Source organism: Streptosporangium sandarakinum (genome assembly GCF_050942225.1).
Classification (GTDB): domain Bacteria; phylum Actinomycetota; class Actinomycetes; order Streptosporangiales; family Streptosporangiaceae; genus Streptosporangium; species Streptosporangium nondiastaticum.
In genome coordinates this window covers 4,688,215-4,705,609 of record NZ_CP192034.1, presented here as the reverse complement: position 1 = coordinate 4,705,609, position 17,395 = coordinate 4,688,215, and the positions used below count along the sequence as shown (strand labels likewise).

At 72.8% G+C, this 17,395-nt stretch carries 18 protein-coding genes; 14 read left to right on the top strand and 4 right to left on the bottom strand.

The window, feature by feature from the left end; translation table 11 throughout:
- Nucleotides 1–3: 3 nt before the first annotated feature.
- Nucleotides 4–744, bottom strand: coding sequence for an ABC transporter ATP-binding protein (locus ACQP10_RS22190; protein ID WP_346022283.1), 741 nt, complete (start codon nt 742–744; stop codon nt 4–6).
- Complete coding sequence (locus ACQP10_RS22185) at nt 741–1,274, bottom strand: PadR family transcriptional regulator (RefSeq protein ID WP_346022282.1); 534 nt, start codon at nt 1,272–1,274, stop codon at nt 741–743. The genes ACQP10_RS22190 and ACQP10_RS22185 overlap by 4 nt, the downstream gene beginning before the upstream one ends.
- 138 nt (nt 1,275–1,412) lie before the next feature.
- Here ACQP10_RS22185 and ACQP10_RS22180 point away from each other — a divergent pair, with 138 nt between their 5' ends.
- The 13 genes from ACQP10_RS22180 (at nt 1,413) to ACQP10_RS22120 (ending at nt 14,740) form a co-directional block, all read left to right on the top strand.
- Nucleotides 1,413–1,940, top strand: coding sequence for a PadR family transcriptional regulator (locus tag ACQP10_RS22180; protein ID WP_179828522.1), 528 nt, complete (start codon nt 1,413–1,415; stop codon nt 1,938–1,940).
- Entirely contained in the window at nt 1,937–2,647 is a 711-nt protein-coding gene (locus ACQP10_RS22175; protein ID WP_346022281.1) for an ABC transporter ATP-binding protein, read from the top strand. The genes ACQP10_RS22180 and ACQP10_RS22175 overlap by 4 nt, the downstream gene beginning before the upstream one ends.
- Nucleotides 2,644–4,956, top strand: coding sequence for an FtsX-like permease family protein (locus ACQP10_RS22170; RefSeq protein WP_433539636.1), 2,313 nt, complete (start codon nt 2,644–2,646; stop codon nt 4,954–4,956). The genes ACQP10_RS22175 and ACQP10_RS22170 overlap by 4 nt, the downstream gene beginning before the upstream one ends.
- 14 nt (nt 4,957–4,970) lie before the next feature.
- On the top strand, nt 4,971–5,111 hold the full coding sequence (locus ACQP10_RS22165) for a hypothetical protein (protein WP_433539635.1): 141 nt from the start codon (nt 4,971–4,973) through the stop codon (nt 5,109–5,111).
- Entirely contained in the window at nt 5,102–5,305 is a 204-nt protein-coding gene (locus tag ACQP10_RS22160; protein ID WP_346022278.1) for a penicillin acylase family protein, read from the top strand. The genes ACQP10_RS22165 and ACQP10_RS22160 overlap by 10 nt, the downstream gene beginning before the upstream one ends.
- A gap of 478 nt (nt 5,306–5,783) precedes the next feature.
- On the top strand, nt 5,784–6,509 hold the full coding sequence (locus ACQP10_RS22155) for a hypothetical protein (RefSeq protein WP_433539634.1): 726 nt from the start codon (nt 5,784–5,786) through the stop codon (nt 6,507–6,509).
- Entirely contained in the window at nt 6,493–7,206 is a 714-nt protein-coding gene (locus ACQP10_RS22150) for a hypothetical protein (RefSeq protein WP_346022276.1), read from the top strand. Before ACQP10_RS22155 ends, ACQP10_RS22150 begins: the two co-directional genes overlap by 17 nt.
- Nucleotides 7,203–8,393, top strand: a complete 1,191-nt coding sequence (locus tag ACQP10_RS22145) for an MFS transporter (RefSeq protein WP_346022275.1) — start codon at nt 7,203–7,205, stop codon at nt 8,391–8,393. The genes ACQP10_RS22150 and ACQP10_RS22145 overlap by 4 nt, the downstream gene beginning before the upstream one ends.
- Entirely contained in the window at nt 8,390–9,520 is a 1,131-nt protein-coding gene (locus ACQP10_RS22140) for a hypothetical protein (RefSeq protein ID WP_433539633.1), read from the top strand. The genes ACQP10_RS22145 and ACQP10_RS22140 overlap by 4 nt, the downstream gene beginning before the upstream one ends.
- Nucleotides 9,517–10,707: a hypothetical protein gene (locus ACQP10_RS22135; RefSeq protein WP_433539632.1), complete on the top strand. Its 1,191-nt coding sequence runs from the start codon at nt 9,517–9,519 to the stop codon at nt 10,705–10,707. The genes ACQP10_RS22140 and ACQP10_RS22135 overlap by 4 nt, the downstream gene beginning before the upstream one ends.
- Before the next feature lie 2 nt (nt 10,708–10,709).
- Nucleotides 10,710–11,486: a hypothetical protein gene (locus tag ACQP10_RS22130; protein ID WP_346022272.1), complete on the top strand. Its 777-nt coding sequence runs from the start codon at nt 10,710–10,712 to the stop codon at nt 11,484–11,486.
- A 54-nt stretch (nt 11,487–11,540) separates the two neighbouring features.
- Entirely contained in the window at nt 11,541–11,681 is a 141-nt protein-coding gene (locus ACQP10_RS22125; protein ID WP_433539631.1) for a hypothetical protein, read from the top strand.
- 74 nt (nt 11,682–11,755) lie between these two features.
- Nucleotides 11,756–14,740, top strand: a complete 2,985-nt coding sequence (locus ACQP10_RS22120) for a BTAD domain-containing putative transcriptional regulator (protein ID WP_433539630.1) — start codon at nt 11,756–11,758, stop codon at nt 14,738–14,740.
- A gap of 83 nt (nt 14,741–14,823) precedes the next feature.
- On the opposite strand, the gene ACQP10_RS22115 is transcribed toward ACQP10_RS22120, so the two are convergent.
- On the bottom strand, nt 14,824–15,828 hold the full coding sequence (locus ACQP10_RS22115; protein ID WP_433539629.1) for a GlxA family transcriptional regulator: 1,005 nt from the start codon (nt 15,826–15,828) through the stop codon (nt 14,824–14,826).
- Between the two features lie 52 nt (nt 15,829–15,880).
- Here ACQP10_RS22115 and ACQP10_RS22110 point away from each other — a divergent pair, with 52 nt between their 5' ends.
- Nucleotides 15,881–16,276: a cupin domain-containing protein gene (locus ACQP10_RS22110; RefSeq protein WP_399500878.1), complete on the top strand. Its 396-nt coding sequence runs from the start codon at nt 15,881–15,883 to the stop codon at nt 16,274–16,276.
- A gap of 283 nt (nt 16,277–16,559) precedes the next feature.
- Here ACQP10_RS22110 and ACQP10_RS22105 read toward each other — a convergent pair whose 3' ends face one another.
- Nucleotides 16,560–17,267 (bottom strand): RraA family protein, encoded by a 708-nt coding sequence (locus ACQP10_RS22105; RefSeq protein ID WP_433539628.1) that lies wholly within the window; start codon nt 17,265–17,267, stop codon nt 16,560–16,562.
- Nucleotides 17,268–17,395: the final 128 nt, after the last annotated feature.

The following is a 17,395-nucleotide window of genomic DNA, read 5'->3' as shown; positions in this document are numbered from 1 at the left end:
TGTTCAGCCCTCCAGCCCGATCAGGCCGCCGAGCCGTCCGGTGCCGGTGCCGGCCAGCCGGGTGTCGTCGACGAACATCCCGTCGCGCATCGAGACCAGCCGGTCGGCGGTGGCCGCGACCCGTTCGTCGTGCGTGACGATGATGAGGGTCTGCCCCGAGGCGCGCAGGTCATCGAAGATTCTCAGCATGTCGAGGCTCGCCGCGGTGTCGAGGTTGCCGGTGGGTTCGTCGGCCAGGACGACCAGGGGGTCGTTGACCAGGGCGCGGGCGACGGCGATCCGCTGGCGTTGCCCGCCGGACAGTTGTGACGGCAGGTGCCGGGCGCGGTCGGCGAGCCCGACCCGTTCCAGCAGGAGGTTCGCGCGCCGTCTGGCCTGGCGGCGCGAGCGGCCGGCCAGCAGGGCGGGCAGTTCCACGTTCTCGGCGGCCGACAGTTCGTCCATGAGGTGGAATGCCTGGAAGACGAATCCGACCGATCGGCGCCGCATGCGCGCCAGGGCTCGCTCGCTCAGGGCGTCGATGCGCCGTCCGGCCATCCACACCTCTCCGCCGGTGGGCCGTTCCAGGCCGCCGAGCAGGTGCAGCAGGGTGGATTTCCCGCAGCCGCTGGGGCCCATGACCGCCAGTGTCTGTCCCTGGGGCACTTCCAGGTCGATCTCGTCCACCGCGCGGACCCGGCTCTGCCCCTGGCCGTGCGTCTTCACCAGGCCGCGGGCCCGGACTGCGGCACCTGACACGTTCATGCACCCTCGACTTCGTGATCGACCTTGGACCAGGCGCGTTCGCAGGCGTCCAGCCAGCGCAGGTCCGCCTGCAGCCGCAGCATGACCCCTTCCAGCAGCAGGGCGGCGCCCGATCCCGCCGGCTCGGCCAGCGCAGCCTGCTGCGCCTCGCGCAGGCGGCGCAGCAGTTCGCGGCGCTGGGCCGCGATGAGTTCGACCGGGTCGGCGAGCCGGGCCGCGGCGGCGGTGGCGAGCTTGAGGTGGAACTCCGCCAGGTCCGGTTTCGGCCAGCCGATCTCGGTCAGCCAGGCGGCGACCCGTTGCTGTCCGGCGGGCGTCAGCGCGTAGACCTTGCGTTCGGGCTTCTCGGGCAGGCCGTCGGCCCGTTCGCAGACCACGAGCCCGGCTTTTTCCAGCCGGGCCAGGGTCACGTAGATCTGGCCGGGGTTCATCGACTCGCCCAGAGGTCCGAGGCTGTGCCGCAGCCGGGCGCGCAGGTGGTACCCGTGTGATGGTTCTTTGGCGAGCATCGCCAGCACCGCGTCCTGCATTCCATCCCCTAACGGTTAGCCAATAGATAGCGGTTAGCCGTACGAGGTGTCAAAGCGCCGCGGCGGCCCCTGGCCGCCGGTGGGGGTCGCGCGCCGCGGTATGCGCCGCGTATATACCCCCGGTATATATTGATCGTCATGACAGTCCCCTTGACCCTGCTGGGCCTCCTGGACCGTGAGCCCAGCTACGGATACGACCTGAAGCGCGACTACGACACCTACTTCGGCAAGGGCAAGCCGCTTCCCTTCGGGCAGGTCTATTCGACGCTCGGCCGCCTGGCCAGGGACGGCAAGGTCGCGGCCGGTCCGAGCGAGCCCGGCGACGGGCCCGACCGCAAGCGCTACGCCATCACCCCGCTGGGCAGGCAGGAGGTGGAGGCGTGGCTGGCCGAGCCGGCGGCGGCGGAGCCGTTCCTGCAGACGGTGCTGTTCACGAAGGTCGTGCTGGCGCTGATGCTGGGCCACGACGCGCAGCGCTTCCTCGACGTCCAGCGCGCCACGCACATGCGGCGCATGCGCGAGCTGTCGGAGATCAAACGCGACGGCGCCCTCGTGGACGCCCTGCTGGCCGACCACGCCCTGTTCCACCTGGAGGCCGACCTGCGCTGGATCGACGTGACCACGGCCCGGCTGGGCGCGCTGGCGGAGACGGTGCGCCGCGCATGACCATCGACGCGCTTCCCATGGCCGGCCCGCTGCTGGAGGCCCGTTCCGTCGGGCGCTCCTACGGCCGGACGCCGGCGCTGCGCGAGGCGAGCCTGTCGGTGACGGCGGGAGAGGTCCTGGCGATCATGGGCCCGAGCGGCTCCGGCAAGTCCACGCTGCTGCACTGCCTGGCCGGCATCTTCACCCCCGACTCGGGCGAGGTCTGGTTCGACGGGCGGCGGCTGGACACTCTGGGCGACGCCCGGCGGTCGGAGCTGCGCCGTACCGCGTTCGGCTTCGTCTTCCAGTTCGGCCAGCTGGTGCCGGAGCTCACGGCGGCCGACAACGTCGCCCTGCCGCTGCTGCTCGGCAGGACCGGGCGCAGGCAGGCCTACCAGCGGGCGCGCGACTGGCTGCGGCGGCTGGAGCTGGAGGACCTGGCCGGGCGGCGTACCGGCGAGCTGTCCGGCGGGCAGGCGCAGCGGGTGGCCGTCGCCAGGGCGCTGGTGACGCGGCCCAAGGTGATCTTCGCGGACGAGCCCACCGGCGCGCTCGACTCGCTCACCGGGGAGAAGGTCATGGAGCTGCTCGTCGGCCTGGCCCGTCAGGAGGGCACGACGGTGATCGTGGTGACCCATGACGCCCGCGTCGCCGCCTGCGCCGACCGGGAGGTCATGGTGCGCGACGGCAGGGTCACCGACCCCTACGCCGGCGAGGTCGTCCGATGACGCTGTGGCTGGGCCTGCGGCTGTCGCTGCGCGGCGGTCGGGAGGCGATCGTCCGGCTGGTGCTCGTCACCGCCGCCGTGGCGACGGGGGTGACGGTGCTGCTGTCCACGGTGGCGCTGTTCAACGCCTTCCGGACCACCGCGGACCGGCCGTGCTGGGAGTGCACGACCGGCTCCGCGCCGGCGGGCTGGGCGCTGGGCGCCACCCCCGGCGCGGTGCTGTGGAACCACCGTCTCGACTCCTACGCCGGCCGCCCCATCAAGCGGCTCGACGTCGCCGTCCTCGACGGGCGGACGCCGGCCCCGGGTGTTCCCGGTCTTTCCGCGCTGCCCGGGGCGGGGCGCCACTACGTCTCGCCGGCGCTCGCCGAACTGATGGACGCCGTGCCGCGTGAGCAGCTCGCCGACCGCTTCCCCGGCGCCCGCGCCGGCCTCATCGGACGGGCGGCGCTGTCCGGTCCCGACGACCTGGTCGTCGTCGTCGGCCAGAGTCCCGACGCGCTGGCCGGCATGGCGGGCACGGTGGCCGTGGACGCCGTCGCCACCGCCCCGGCCGCGGACGACACCACGGCCCTGTACGAGCACGGCTTCGGCATCGCCGCCATCGGCCTGATCGTCCCGCTGATCGTCCTCATCGGCACCGCCACGCGCCTGGCCGCCGCCCGCCGAGAGGCGCGCTTCGCCGCGATCCGGCTGGCCGGCGCCACCGCGCGGCAGATCAACGCGATCGCCTCGGTGGACGCGGCGCTCGGCGCGCTGCTGGGCGCGCTCGCCGGCATCGCGGTCTTCCAGGCGGTGCGGCCCGCGCTGGCCGGCGTCGCCGTCACCGGCTCGCGTTTCTTCCCCGACGTGGTCGCGCCCACCCCGCTGCAGTACGCCGCCGTGGTCGCGGGCGTGCCGCTCGCCGCGGCGGGCGCCGCCCTGTGGTCGCTGCGCCGGGTACGGATCACACCGCTCGGCGCCGCGCGCAAGGTGCGGGCCTCCGCCCCGGGATGGTGGCGGGTGCTGCCGCTGCTGGCGGGGCTGGGGCTGTTCGCCGGCCCGGTGTTCGCGAGCGGCGGCAGGGAGCCGGACGCGCTGCTTCTCGATGTCGGCCTGGCGCTGATCATGGTCGGTCTCATGGTGGCCGGGCCGTGGCTGACGATGCTGGTCGCGCGGCTGGCCGCCCGCCTCACCCGCGGCGCGGCGACGCTGCTGGCCGCGCAGCGGCTGGCGGCCGACCCGAAGGGGGCCTTCCGGTCGGTGAGCGGGATCGTGCTGGCGGTCTTCATCGGCACGGCCGTCGCCGGCATCGTCCCCGCCGTCGTCTCGGGCCAGGCGGCGGCGGGCGGCGGCACGCTGGGCGAGGTCCTGCGGACGTCGTTCGGATACGCCGACGCCGCCCCGGGCCTGCCGCTGCCGCCCGGCACGGCCGACGAACTGCTCGCCGAGCTCCGTTCCCGCCCCGGCGTCACCGTGCTGCCGATCCACCGCAGGATCGGGCAACCGGCCCCGCCCGACGGGCCCCCGCCGTGCGACCCGGGCCCCGGCTGCCGGCCCGACTTCATGCTCGGGCACGTGGTCGCGTGCGACGCCCTGACCGCCTTCCCGGCCCTCGGCCGCTGCGCCCCGGGCGCCCGCGCGGTGACGGCCGACTTCAACCGGCTACTGACCAGCGACAACATGCTCTCCGTCGACCGCAACCTGCCGATCGTGGACGCCTCCAGCCCGGCCGCCGACCAAGGCGCCGGCCCGGCCGCCGGCCAAGCCGCCCCGGCCCGTCTGTCCCTGGCGGCGGTGCTGGTCCGCGCGGACGACCCGGCCGTCCGCGAGCGGATCCGCACACTGCTCACCCCGTACGTCGCCCGCTCCGGCAGCGCCGAGACGCCGCTGACGTTCGCCGAGGTCGCCCAGGCCCGCGCGGTGCTGCTGGACCAGGTGGAACGCGTGGCGCTGGCCATCGTCGCGCTGACCCTGCTGGTGGCGGGCTGCGGCCTGCTGGTGGCGGTTGCCGGAGGCGTGGTGGAGCGCAGGCAGCCGTTCACGCTGCTGCGGCTGTGCGGCACGCCGACCCGGACCCTGTCGAAGGTGGTGCTGCTGGAGACGGCCGCTCCCGTGGTACTGGCCGCCCTGGTGGCGGCGGGCGCGGGCTTCGGCGTGGCCGAACCGCTGATCGACCAGCTGGCGATCAAGAGTGCGCCGGCGGTGCTGCCCGGCCCCGCCTACTTCCTGACCGTCGGCGGTGGGCTGCTGGTCGCCCTGCTGGTGGTCCTCGCCGGCCTGCCGCTGCTCAGGCGCGTGACCGCGCCCGAGGGCGCCCGTTTCGAATAGGACCATTGATGATCATGAAGTGTGTCCGGCGGCCGGCCGCGGCGCTCGCCGCCTCCCTCCTCGTGGTGGCGGGCGCCACCGGCGGCCCGCTCGGCGAGGCGGGCCGCTATCCGGACGTCAACACCGGCTCCAGCTTCATGAGGCCGTGGAACTGACCCCGGCCGGGCCGCGCACCCGCGCCGTGCTGACGTACTCGCTGTCGGCCGGCGTGGCCTCGCCGCACCACACCGACCAGAGCGAGCTGTTCTCCCGCGGCGGGTGGGTGACGGAGCGGTTCACCGAGACCGAGATCAGGGCGTACTCGCACCTGACGACGACGCCGCTGCGGCCGTCCTCACCCCCGGCCTGAAGGCCGGGGCACCGCGGACGATCCTCGTCGCGCCCGCCGGACGGGTCCCAGGGGAGCCGTCCGGCACGGCCACGACGCCGGATCGGTGGTGCCGGCCGGCACGAGGTCCGACCGGGTCCGGCTCCTCGGCCTGCGCGAGCCGGTGAGCTTCAGATACGCAGGTCAAAGGCATTCGGTGGCGACCGGGTGGCGTCCGGATGGATGTTCGATGGCGGGGATCGCAAGCATGTACATCACAGCGGTCCCCGCTGGAATCCCCGCCGAAAGGAGGTAACGACATGGACGTGAACACCCTGGTGGCCTCGCTGCAGGAGCTGGACGTCACCGCCGACGGCCGCGAGCTTCTCGCCGCCGAGCAGGCCGGTCTGAGCCCCAACTAATACGGGAGCGAGGTGGTGCGCCGGCCTCCGGCGCACCACCTCTACGACAAAGGGCCGGGAAACACATGCTGACGCCTGCCTTTAACGATCACAGAGAGTTGACGGCCGAATACGACACGCTGGCACGGCTGACGGCCGAGCGGTACGGCCCGAGGTCGCAAGCGCTCGTGTTCGTCCTGACCGAAGAGCTGATCAGGCTGCGTACCGTGCTGGCGGGGGACCCGGGGGCGATGGTGATCGCGGCGCGGGTGGACCGGCTGCGCGAGGCCATCCAGGACCTTTACCGGGTGAGCGAGTTCCCGGCGCTGCCCAGCCCGTCCAGCAGGGTGGTGTCCGAGTCTCCGCTGGTGATCGAGTTCGATCGCGATCGGTTCGAAGAGCGTTACGCGGCGGCCGTCCCCGTGGTGAGCCCCCGGCTCGTCGAGGTCTCCGGTCCTCTGCTCGGCCCGCTCCGGGCGGGGGTGCCGTACATGTTCGTGATCGACGATCGAGGCACGCTGGTGGTCTGGAACCGCGCCTTCCGGCTGCGCGATCTGGTGTTCGGGCGGGCCACCGCGATGGCCGCGGGGGTCCGGGTCGCCCATCCGCTGCTGGTGCCGCAACGGCTCATGGCGCAGGCGGCCGGGGAGATCGTGTTCGTGGGGGAGCCGAGGGTGTGCGCCGTCGTCGCCAACACCAAGTCCGGGCACTTCCGGCCTCCGCCCGCCACGCGCGACACCATCCGCCGGGTGTGCTCGGCCGTGCTCGAACTCGACCGGCGCGACGTGGATGTCTTCACCCTCGAACTGCCTGACACTGGAGACGGACATGACAGACGATCATGAGGTCGCTTCCGGGATCAACCGGCTGCCGGCCTACACCGTGGGTGTGGAACACGAGTACAAGTGGCTGCTGGACCAGACCCCCGGCGACGTGCCCGAGGCACTCGGGTCGATGGGGCTGAGCGCCGGCTACCCGGTGCGGACGGCGAACGACGTGACCCATTCCAGCGTGTACTTCGACGATCCCGGCTGGAGCCTGGCCAGGGCCGGTCTCTCACTGACGTTGCGGGTCTACCACGGCACGATGCGCGCGTTCGGCGCGCTGGTCGCCAAGCACACCCTCGAATGGCGCGACGGGCGACGCGACGCGGCCGAGCTGGCCGTACGTGTGGATCCCCGCAGGGCCGAGGAGAGCCTCCAGGACTGGGAGCTCCTGCCGCTGCGCCACCTGGCGCGGTACTTCCACCAGCGGTTACCGCTGTCGCCGTACGCGACGGCGGTGCAGGTCAGGAAGCAGGCGCGGCTCGGCACAGCCCTCGCGCTCAGCCTGGACCGCACGTCGATCTCCCGGCCCGCGGACCCCAAGCCGCTCGATGAGCGGACCTGGCTGGAGATCGAGTGCAACGAGCCGGGGAGAGGGACGCTGCGCGAACTCGGCGACCTGGCCGGGAAGATCACGGCAGCCGTGGGCAGGGCTCCGCACGAGCTGACCAAGCCCGAGATGGCGGCCCGGCTCATGGGATGGGACGGCACGCGATGAGGCTGCCCAAGGACTACTGGATTCTCTGGACCGGCGGCGGGCTGTCCCTGCTGGGCAGCTACATGCAGTACATCGCCTTACCCCTGTGGGTCCTGGACGTCACCGGCTCCCCGGTGGCCACGGGTTCGGCGTTCGCGATGAGCGTGCTGCCGACCGTCCTGCTCGCGCCGGTGGCCGGCTATCTCGCCGACCGTGTCGACCGCAGGATTCTCACGATCGTCTGCGAGGCCGTCTCGGGGGTGGCGGTCCTGGTGCTCCTGCTGTCCACCGAGCACACGAGCGTGATCGGGGTGTACATAGGGGCCTTCGCCGTGCGGACGTTCAACACCGCGACGGTACCCGCCACCCAGGCGATGATCCGCGCGAAGGTGCCCGAGGATCTCCTGCCGCGGGCCTCGGCCCGGTTCGACCTGGTCAACTCGGTCGCCATCATCGCCGGCCCGGCGCTGGGAAGCGCCGTGTACGCGGCGGCGGGCATCGAATGGGTGCTCTACGCGAACCTGGCCTCGTTCCTCGTCAGCGCCGGGCTCACCGCGGCCGTCTCCCCCTGTCCCGGCGCGCGTTCGCAGCGGGGGATCGCGACGGCGACGCTCAGCGCGCTCGGGCACGTGATGCGCAGCGCCAGGCTCGCGCCCGTGGCCCTGACCGAGGGGGTCTACTACCTGTTCATCGGCGGCTCCACCGCGCTGTGCGTGATCCTCGCGAGCAGCGGCCTCGGTGACGCGCTGAGCGGCCTGTACGTCGCCGGCATGGGCGCGGGATGGCTGCTGACCTCGACCGTCATCCTGACGCGCTTCGGCGGGCGGGCGGCTGAGGTGGTGCGGGTGGCCGGTCTCTGCGCCGTTCCCGTCGCCGTCCTGCAGTGGGTCGCGGTGGGGTGGAACCCGGTGACCTGCTTCGTGTGCGGCATGGTCGCGGGCATGGCGAACCTGGCCGTCGCCGGCGGCGCCTCGATCGTCTACCAGGCCGAGACGGATAAGGACAACGCGGGCCGGATCTTCGCGATGCGCCGCGCGCTCATCAACGCCTGCCTGGGCGTGTCCACGATCGGGCTGCCGGCCCTGGGGGTCGCGCTCGGCATCGGCCAGGTCCTGCTGATCATGGCGGTGATCGCGACGGTGGGCACGGCCGGGGTCCGGCTCATGCGACCGCGGCTCGCCGTTCCCGCCGAGGAGTCACGAGCGTGAGAACCGGGAAACTGACCGTCTCGCGCGGTGACACCGCGGCGTGGGACCTGCCTTTCGGCCCCGGGCACGACCCGGAAGAGGTCGCCGGACGGGCGGCGCTCACCGCGCGCTACCTCGTCGACGTGCGCTCCGGGGGGATCGGCGCCCTGGCGGCGGAGAACGGCTGGGTCCACCGGCACGCCATGCAGCCCGACCGTTCCCAGTTCTCGCTCTGGGGGCCGGGCATCGACCCGGAGAGCATCGCCATGGTGGCGGAGAGGATCGAGCCGAGTCCGTCGCGAGCCCTGCTGGAGGAGCTCAAGGCGGCCCAGCTCGCTCATGCGGGAGCCCGCAGATACTCCAACGTCGAGGACATCCTGTACGGCCTGCACGTCGCGGGATGGGGGCACCGGGGATGCGTCCACAGCCTCGGCGACGCCGAGACGCTGGCCGCGATAGGCGTGACCGACTTCCGCGACTATCTCGCCGAATGCGTGAAGGGCCTGAGCTACTCCTGCTTCGCCGGCGACACCCTCGTCGGCGGCGGCGGTCAGGCGTATGAGAAGGAGTTCGGCGCCACGTGGACAGGAGGGGTCGAATTCGTCAGGACGACGGCCACGCGTTTCACGGTGGCGGTGGCGGTGCCGTTCTCCGCCGACGAGGCCGATGAGGTGACGCTGGCCGTCATCAGCGAGGCACTGGGCACGATGACGCCGGGCCGGATACTGGCCCGGCTGCGGGAACGCCGGGGAATCGCCTACAGCGGGGGAGCGATTTACCGGCGTGAGCACGGGCGGCCGGTGCTGATGGCCACCGCTTCGACACTCGCCGAGCATGTGGGCGTGTGCGCCGCGGAACTGGTCGCCCTCACGACGGGGGTGGGCGACATCTCAGAGGTCGAGTGGCGAACGGCGGCCCGCAGGGTGCAGGTCAAGGCCCGGGCCGCGCTTGAGGATCCGTTCGCCGCGGTGTCCGAGCGCAGGCGGGCGTCGGCCGGCCAGCCGACGCTCGCCGAGATGTCGACGCGGGCCGTCGCCACCGCCGAGCGGCTCGCCGCCACGCCGCCGCGTCCGGACGGCGGGCCCGCGCGAGCCGTGATCGGAGCCGTGGACGACCGCATGGAACATGAACTGGAGAGTGCCTGGTGAGCGAGGTGGAACTGACGCACGTCACGGTAGGGGGACTGGAGGTGTGCCTGGCCACCGTCCCGTGGGCGCGGTCGTTCGCGGCGGTGCTCCAGGTGGGCTCGGGATGCGGCGCCGACCTGGGAGGGCTGGCCGGTCTGGCCCATCTGTGCGAGCACGAGCGGATCGCCCATGCGGCGCGGCTGGTCCCCGCCGCGGAGGTGACCGTCAACGGGCTGACGGAGTCGGGCTGGACCCGGTTCCAGTGCTCGGCGGACGTGACCACCTGGAGAAGCGCGGTGGACCGCGTGCTGGCGATGTTCGACCCGGGGCAGTTGGACAACGCCGGGCTGGCCGCCGAGACCTCCGCCATGCTGATCGAGATGGAGCGCACCGGTGGCAGGCCGGCCCTGCGGCTGGGGCCCCTGATGGCGGCCGCCGCGCTGCCGGGCTCGGATCTGGCCCGGCTGGGCGAGGCGAGCGCGGACACCGTCCACGCCATCGGCCACGAAGACATGAAGGTCTTCCTCGACCGGCACTATCGTCCCGGCAACGCGCGGTTGATCGTGGCCTCGCCGGTTCCGGCCGATGAGATCGTGACGCACCTGTCCGCGTGGGACGGCCCCTGGCGCGCGGACGACCCTTTGCGCGCGGACGACCCGCCCGGCGCGGTCGCGAGCCCCGCCGTAGCCGAGCTGGACGGCACCTGGGTGGCCACGCTGGCGGTGAGCAGGTCCGCCACATCTCAGGGCGTGGCGGCGGCCGTGGCCGGAAAGGTCGCCCTCGACGGCGACGGACTGATCGAGCGGGTGTCGAGGCGTCACGGGCATCGGGTCACCGGGGCGGCCGTCCTGCACGGCGGCTCGCATGATCTGGCCGTGCTGAGCTGGGGGACGGCACAGCCCTCGGCGGCCGTCCTGCGGGACATGCGGCGGCTGTTCGACGGCGATCCGGAGTTCTCCGCCGGCCGGGAACGGCTGGAGAGGGCCCGGCACCTGGCCGCCGTGACGCACAGCTTCGAACACCAGACCATGAGCGGGCTCGCCGGCCAGCTCGCCAGGTGGCTGAACCGGACCGGGCCCCGGCCGATGTCGGTGGACGACTTCCGGTCGGTGCCGCTGCGCGACATCGGCGAGAGCGTGGCCGCGCTGCTCTCTGCGGCCCGGCTGTGGCACTGGGACGCGGGCCGTCCGAACCCGCTGGAGATGTGAGCATGCTTCCGGGGATCACGTCCGCAGGCGGATACACGACCCTGGCCGTGGCGCAGACGCTCGCCGAACTGGGCTGGCCTCCCGCCGCGCCGAAGGACGGCCCCTCCGGGGAGCGGCACGCGCTGGTCCTGACCTGGCCCGGCGATCCGGCCCCGGTGTTCGTGGAGTGGGGGCGGCACCTCCCCTACCGGCTGGACGCGCTGCCGTGGGCGCTGGCGAGCGGGCACGGCGGGATCGATGTCCTCCTCGGCGGGCAGGCCCCCGCACCCGTGCCGCTGAAGTGCGAGGACGACCTGCGTACGGCCGCGCTCAGGCTCGCCGAGACCGTCCGCGACCGGTTCGCCGGCAGGCCCGCGCCCCTGGTTCACGTGCCGGAGGGGCCACCGCCGCTCCTGCCGTACGGGCTGATCGACTGGTCGGCGCCGGCGGGCCGGACCGCGTCACTCATCCGGGCGCTCGGCAGCCCCGCCCCCGGCGCCTGGACCAGCGTGGACGGCATGCGCCTGACCGTGGGCAGCGCCGGCCTCACGGACCTGCCCTCCGCGTGCGCGCCGCCCGGCACCGTCCTCGCCGCCGACGGCGACGGACTGCTCGTCCAGGCGGGGGATGGGATCCTGCGGATCGGCGACGTCCGCGATCTCATCGGCCCCGTCTGCCCGCCGCCGGACAGCCGCCTGGGCAGGGACGTGGCTGGCGAGACGGAGGTGCTCCGCCAGCGGGTCACCGATCTGGAGCACATGGTCCGCTATCTCGCTCGATGTAAATCCGATGGCGTTTGAAGAGCGTCACCCGCCACAGTCGAGGTCTCGCAGAATTCCACATGAGGAGCTCCCATGAAGATCTCTCGTGCTACCGCCGCCATCGCCGCGCTGGCCTGCGCCTTCCTCCTCGGTCTCGGCACGACCTCCGCCTCCACCTCCGCCGAAGCCCGGTCGCTGGCCGGTGGCTGCGTCGGCATGGGGTGGTGCTGGTAGTGGCGACCGGGTGCCCGATCTCCATAGATCAGGTGGGATGTCCATTCGTCGGGTGACTGTGGATAATCACCTTCATGCCAGCAGAGGTGGAGTTCCGGCTCCTAGGTCCACTGGAAGTACGGGTCGACGGGATATCCCACCGTCTGGGCGGACCACGGCAGGAGAGGCTGCTCGCCGCTCTCCTCCTCAACCCCGATCGCCTGGTCACGATGGACGTTCTCATCGACGTCCTGTGGGAGGAGAACCCGCCGGACACCGCCCGCCGGCAACTCCACAACGCGATCAATCTGCTGCGCAGAGGGCTGAACTCCGCGCATTCTCTCCTGTTCACGGAGCGTCACGGGTACGGCATCCGCGCGAGCGAGGCGTTCTTCGACGTGGCGCTGTTCGAGCAGGGGGTCGACGACGCCCGCAGGCAGGCCAGGCAGGGTGAGCGCGCGCTGGCGATCCGCACGCTCTCCGCCGCGCTCGACCTGTGGCGGGGGCCCGCGCTGGCCGGCCTGACGGGGCAGGCCGTCGAGAACGCCGCCGCCAAACTGAACGAACAGCGGCTCGCCGCGCGCGAGACCCTGATCAGCCTGAGGCTCGCGGACAGCGAGGGTGCCGACCTGATCCCCGAGCTGACCGCCCTCGTCGCGGAGAACCCCTTACGCGAAAGCCTCCGTCACAAGCTGATCTCCGCCCTCTACCGAGCCGGGCGGCAATCGGAGGCCCTGGCGGCCTACGAGGAGGCCCGGGTGCTCCTCGCCACGGAACTCGGCGTCGATCCCGGGCCAGACCTGCGCACGCTCCACTCCCAGATCCTCCGTAACGAGCTGGAGGCCGCCGCTCCCCCGCCGGAACCGCCGGCCCCCAGCGACACCCTGCCGTACGAGATCGCCGACTTCATCGGGCGGGCGAAGGAACTCGAGCGTCTGCTGGACCCCGCCGACGGCACGGATGCCCCGACGGTGGTCATCACCTCCATCGACGGCATGCCGGGCGTGGGGAAGACCGCCCTCGCGGTCAGGGCGGCCCACCTGCTGACCGAGCGTTACCCGGACGGCCGCATCTTCGTCGACCTGCACGGGCACACGCCGGGCCAGCGCCCGCTCGACCCGGCGGCCGCTCTCGACCTGCTGCTGCGCTCCATCCGCATCCCCCCGGAACTCGTCCCCCACGACCTGGTGTCGCGCGCGGCCAGGTGGCGCTCCGAACTCGCGCACAAGCGCTTCCTCGTGGTGCTGGACAACGCCGAGAACGACGCCCAGGTCCGGCCGTTGCTCGCCGGAACCGCCGGCTCCTCCGTCCTGATCACGAGCCGTCGCAGGCTCGCCGCCCTGGAGGGGGCCACGTCGCTCTCCCTCGACGTGCTGACGGACTCGGAGGCCCGAGAGCTGTTCCGGCGGATCGCCGGGCCCGAGCGCACCGAGGACTTTCCCGACGAGGTCGGGAGGGTGGTGACGCTGTGCGGGTTCCTGCCGCTGGCCATCCGGATCGCGGCCTCCCGGTTCCGGCACCGTCCCGCCTGGACGCTCGCCTACCTCGTCAGGCGGCTGAGCGACGAACGGCGCAGACTGGCCGAGCTGTCCGCGGGTGACCGAAGCGTCATGGCCGCCTTCACCGTGTCCTACCGGCATCTCGGGCCCGCCCAACAGCAAGCCTTCCGGCTGCTGGGCCTGCACCCGGGGCCGGACTTCGACGAGTACGGCCTGGCCGCGCTGATGGACGTCCCCGTCGCGGAGGCCACGGACGCGTTGGAGGGCCTTCTCGACGTGCACCTGCTCATCCAGCACGACGCCGGCCGGTTCCACTTCCACGACCTGATCGCCCAGTACGCCAGAATGCGGGCAGAGCAGGAGGAGCCGGAGCAGGAGCGGGAGGCCGCCCGCCGTCGCCTGGACGAACACCTGCTCAATCTGGGCCTCGCGTGCGAGCGCCTGATCGACTCCGGCCGCCAGACGTCGGAAATCACGGCCGCCTACCTCTCCGCGCTGCCCGACCTGTCCACTCCGGAGGACGTGAAAGCGGTCATCGCCGCCGAGCACCGCACCATCGCGGCGGTCACCGCGGGTGCGGGACCACGGGCGTATCAGCTCGCGGCCGTCCTCGGCCCGCTCCTGCTCGGGCAGGGATACGCGGACGAGGCGCTGAGTTGCTATGCCCACGGCATCGAGGCGGCCCGCGCGGCAGATCACCTCGAGGGTGAGGCGCTGCTCTGCCGCAGCCTGGGACTCGCCTACATCAACCGCAGCCGGTTCCGGGACGCGCTGCGTACCTTCGGCGAGGGCCTGGCGATCGAGGAGGCGCGCGGGAACGCCCACGGCGCGGCCCGCATGCTGGCCAACATGGGGATCGCGCACATCCGGCTCGGTGAGTACGCCGACGCGCTCTCCCACCTGCTCCGGGCCTCGCCCGCGATCGAGCGGCTCGGCACGCCCCGCGACCGCGCGGCGCTGCTCGGAAACCTCGGCGTCGTCTACACCTACCGCGGCCGCTACGACGAGGCTGCCGACTGCCATCTGTCGGCTCTTGAACTGAACAGCACCCTGGGCAACCAGGCCGTCGAGGTCAACGGCCTGATGAACGTGGGCTGGGCCTACACGCGCGCGGGCCGCCTGGAGGAGGCCATGGACTACCTCCAGCGCGCGCTCACGCTCAGTGACCAGGTCGGCGCGAAGGAGGACGCGGGGCGCGCCATGTTCCTGCTGGCCGACTGCCTGCGCCGGCTCGGCCGCCACGAGCCGGCCCTGGAACAGGCCAGGAGCGCCCTCATCGCGGCCCGCGCCATGGGCAGCCAGGACATCGAGGGACACGCGCTCCTCGTCCTCGGCCTGATCCACCACGACATGGGCGAGCCGAACCTGGCCGAGGAGTGCCTTACCAGGACGCTGACCCTCGCCGGGAGCACAGGCCAGAGCTTCAAGCAGGTCACGGCGCTGGACGGGCTCGGCAAGGTCGCGGCGTCCCGCGGTCACCGCGAGGCCGCGCTCACGCACTGGGGCGACGCCCTGGAGATCGCCGACCGCCTCGGCCTGCCGGCCGTGGACGAGCTCAAACGCCAGATCGCCGAGGCGTGATCGGAACCGGGCGCGTCTTCGGGAGCACCGGGCCGACTCGTCCAACGCCGTCGAGTCACGGCTTGTCAGGGTCCTGCCAGGGGTCAGGCCGGTCCCTGGCCGGTTCCCGGGCCGAATCGGCGCCGGTACTCCAACGGGGTGAGCCCGATCCTGCGGCGCATCAGCGCGCGCAGATTGGCGCCGGTGCCCAGCCCGCTGCGCCGCGCGACCGCCTCAAGGTGCGGCTCGCCCCGCTCGATCAGCCGGCACGCCAGGGCAAGCCGTTCCACGGTGAGCCACGCCAGCGGCGTGGTGCCCAGCTGCGCCCGGAAGCGGCGATGCAGTGTCGCCGGGCTGACCGAGGCGCGCGCTGCGAGGTCGGCCACCGTGAGCGGGGCGTCCAGGCGTTCCTGGGCCCAGGAGAGGACAGGCGCCAGGGACTCATCCGGCGCATCGGGCACGGGCCGCTCCACGAACTGCCGCTGCCCGCCGTCGCGGTGCGCGGCGAAGACGAGCCGCCGGCTCACGGAGTTGGCGACCTCCGCGCCATGGTCGCGGCGGACGATGTGCAGGCCCAGGTCGAGCGCGGCGGCGCTCCCCGCGGAGGTGAGGATGTCACCGTCGTCCACGAACAACACGTCTGTTTCGAGCCGGACGGAAGGGAAGCGGGCCCGGAAGGAATCCGCCCACTGCCAATGCGCGGTGGCCCGGCGCCCGTCGAGGATCCCGGCCTCGGCCAGGGTGAAGGCGCCGCTGCAGAAGCCGACCAGGCGGGCGCCGCGCGCGTGCGCCCGCCGGATCGCATCGAGCACGGCGGCGCGGCGGGGCACCTCGACGTCGGGACGGTTGGGAACGATCAACGTATCCGCCGCTTCGGCCGCCTCCAGGCCGGTGACGCCGGTGAGCGTGAAGAACCCGTCCCGCATCAGTGTGCGCGGCTCGGGGGAGCACAGGCGGAAGTCGTAGAGATCGCGCCCGAGCTCGGGTCTGCGCAGGCCGAAGACCTCGGTCGCGCAGCCCAGCTCGAAGGGGTTGGAGTTCTCGTCCACGATCACGACGACCCGGCGCGGGACCGCCGCATGAGCGTCATGCGAGGATTCTTGCGTCATGTGCTATTCCTAGCACTCCCGCCGGTCGTGCCCGATGGGCCAGGATGCACTCGTGAGCAACGAACCCATCACCCTCGGCAAGGCCCTGGCCTCCTTCGACACTCTGTGGAGCCCCCGCGTCGTCACACGCGTCAACGACTACGACGTACGCGTCGCCAAGGTCGAGGGCGAGCACATCTGGCACGCCCACGACGACACCGACGAGTTCTTCCTGGTGCTCGACGGGGAACTGCACATCTCCCTGCGCGAGCCCGGCGGGGAGCGCACGGTCCGGCTCCCCCGGGGGGCGGTGTTCACCGTCCCCCGGGGTGTGGAGCACAGGCCGTCCGCTCCCGCCGCGGCCGCGATCCTCATGTTCGAGCCCACCGGGACACCGACGGTCGGCGACCGCCACGCCGAGATCCCCGATCACATCGACGCGACGACGGGGCACGCGCTCGACCTCTGAGGAGACCGACGAGAAGACCGGCGAGGAGACCGGCGAGAAGATCGGCGATGTGGACGGCCCCGGGCGGCGCCACCTGAGACCATCGCGCCGGTGCTCGAGTTCTTCGAGAGGGTGGTCAACCTGGTCCGGCGGCACGCGCCCGGCGCGGCCATCGCCTTCAGCAGCGGCCCCGAGGACTGCGCCGACGCGGCCCTGCGCCGGCTGCGCCAGCGGCCGTACCGGACGGTTCGGCGTGGCGGAGCCGGGGCGTCAGGCCGCCGGCGGCGGCGCCGGGGCGGTGCGGTCACTCCTCGATGGCGCCGCCCACGGCCCGCAGGTGGTCGCGGAAGGTCAGCGAGGGGTTCTGCCGCCGCCCGGCGAGGAAGGCGCCGAAGCGCACCTGCTCGCGCAGGGTGTCGCCGCCGCGGATCCGCTCGGCCTGGCGCCGCTCGGTGTCGCGGATCGCCTCGGCGAGGGTGAGGAGTTCCTCGGCGCGGTCTGCGGGGATGAAGAGCACGCCGTCGTCGTCGCCCAGCACCAGGTCGCCGGGGCCCACCGTCCACTCGCCCACGTCCGCCGACGCGAGGGCGCCCGGGGGGCGTTCGTCCAGGCGCAGCGGGCCGGTGGGCAGGGCCCCCAGGCTGAAGACGGGCAGCCCGATCCGGTGGATGTCGGCGGTGTCGCGGTGCAGCCCCCAGATCACGATCCCGGCCAGCCCGGCGGCCTGTGCCTCCAGGACCACCAGGTCGCCGACGCACGCCTCGTCGAGGCGGCCGCCGTTGTCGGCCACCAGCACGTCGCCGGGCGCGGCCCGTTCGAACGCCTCCAGGAAGACGTCGACGCTGCCGGCGTGCCGGGCGGGGGCCACCCGCCCGGCCAGGCGGTCGCCGGGCGTCACGGCGCGCAGGGCCGCGGGCGCGCACCGCACCGGGACGCGGGCGCGGATGCAGGCGTCCGCCAGGTGGGCGGTGGTCAGAGCGGCGAACCGCTTGTGAAGTTCATGGTGGTCCATGGCCGTGCTCCCTTTCGCCGCCCGCCGCGCCATCGCCTGCCACGGCGTCACCCGGCGCGCCGTCGCCCGCCGTGCCGTCGCCATCGAGACTGGCACGGCCGGGGGCCGGGATCAATGAGCCCGGCCCC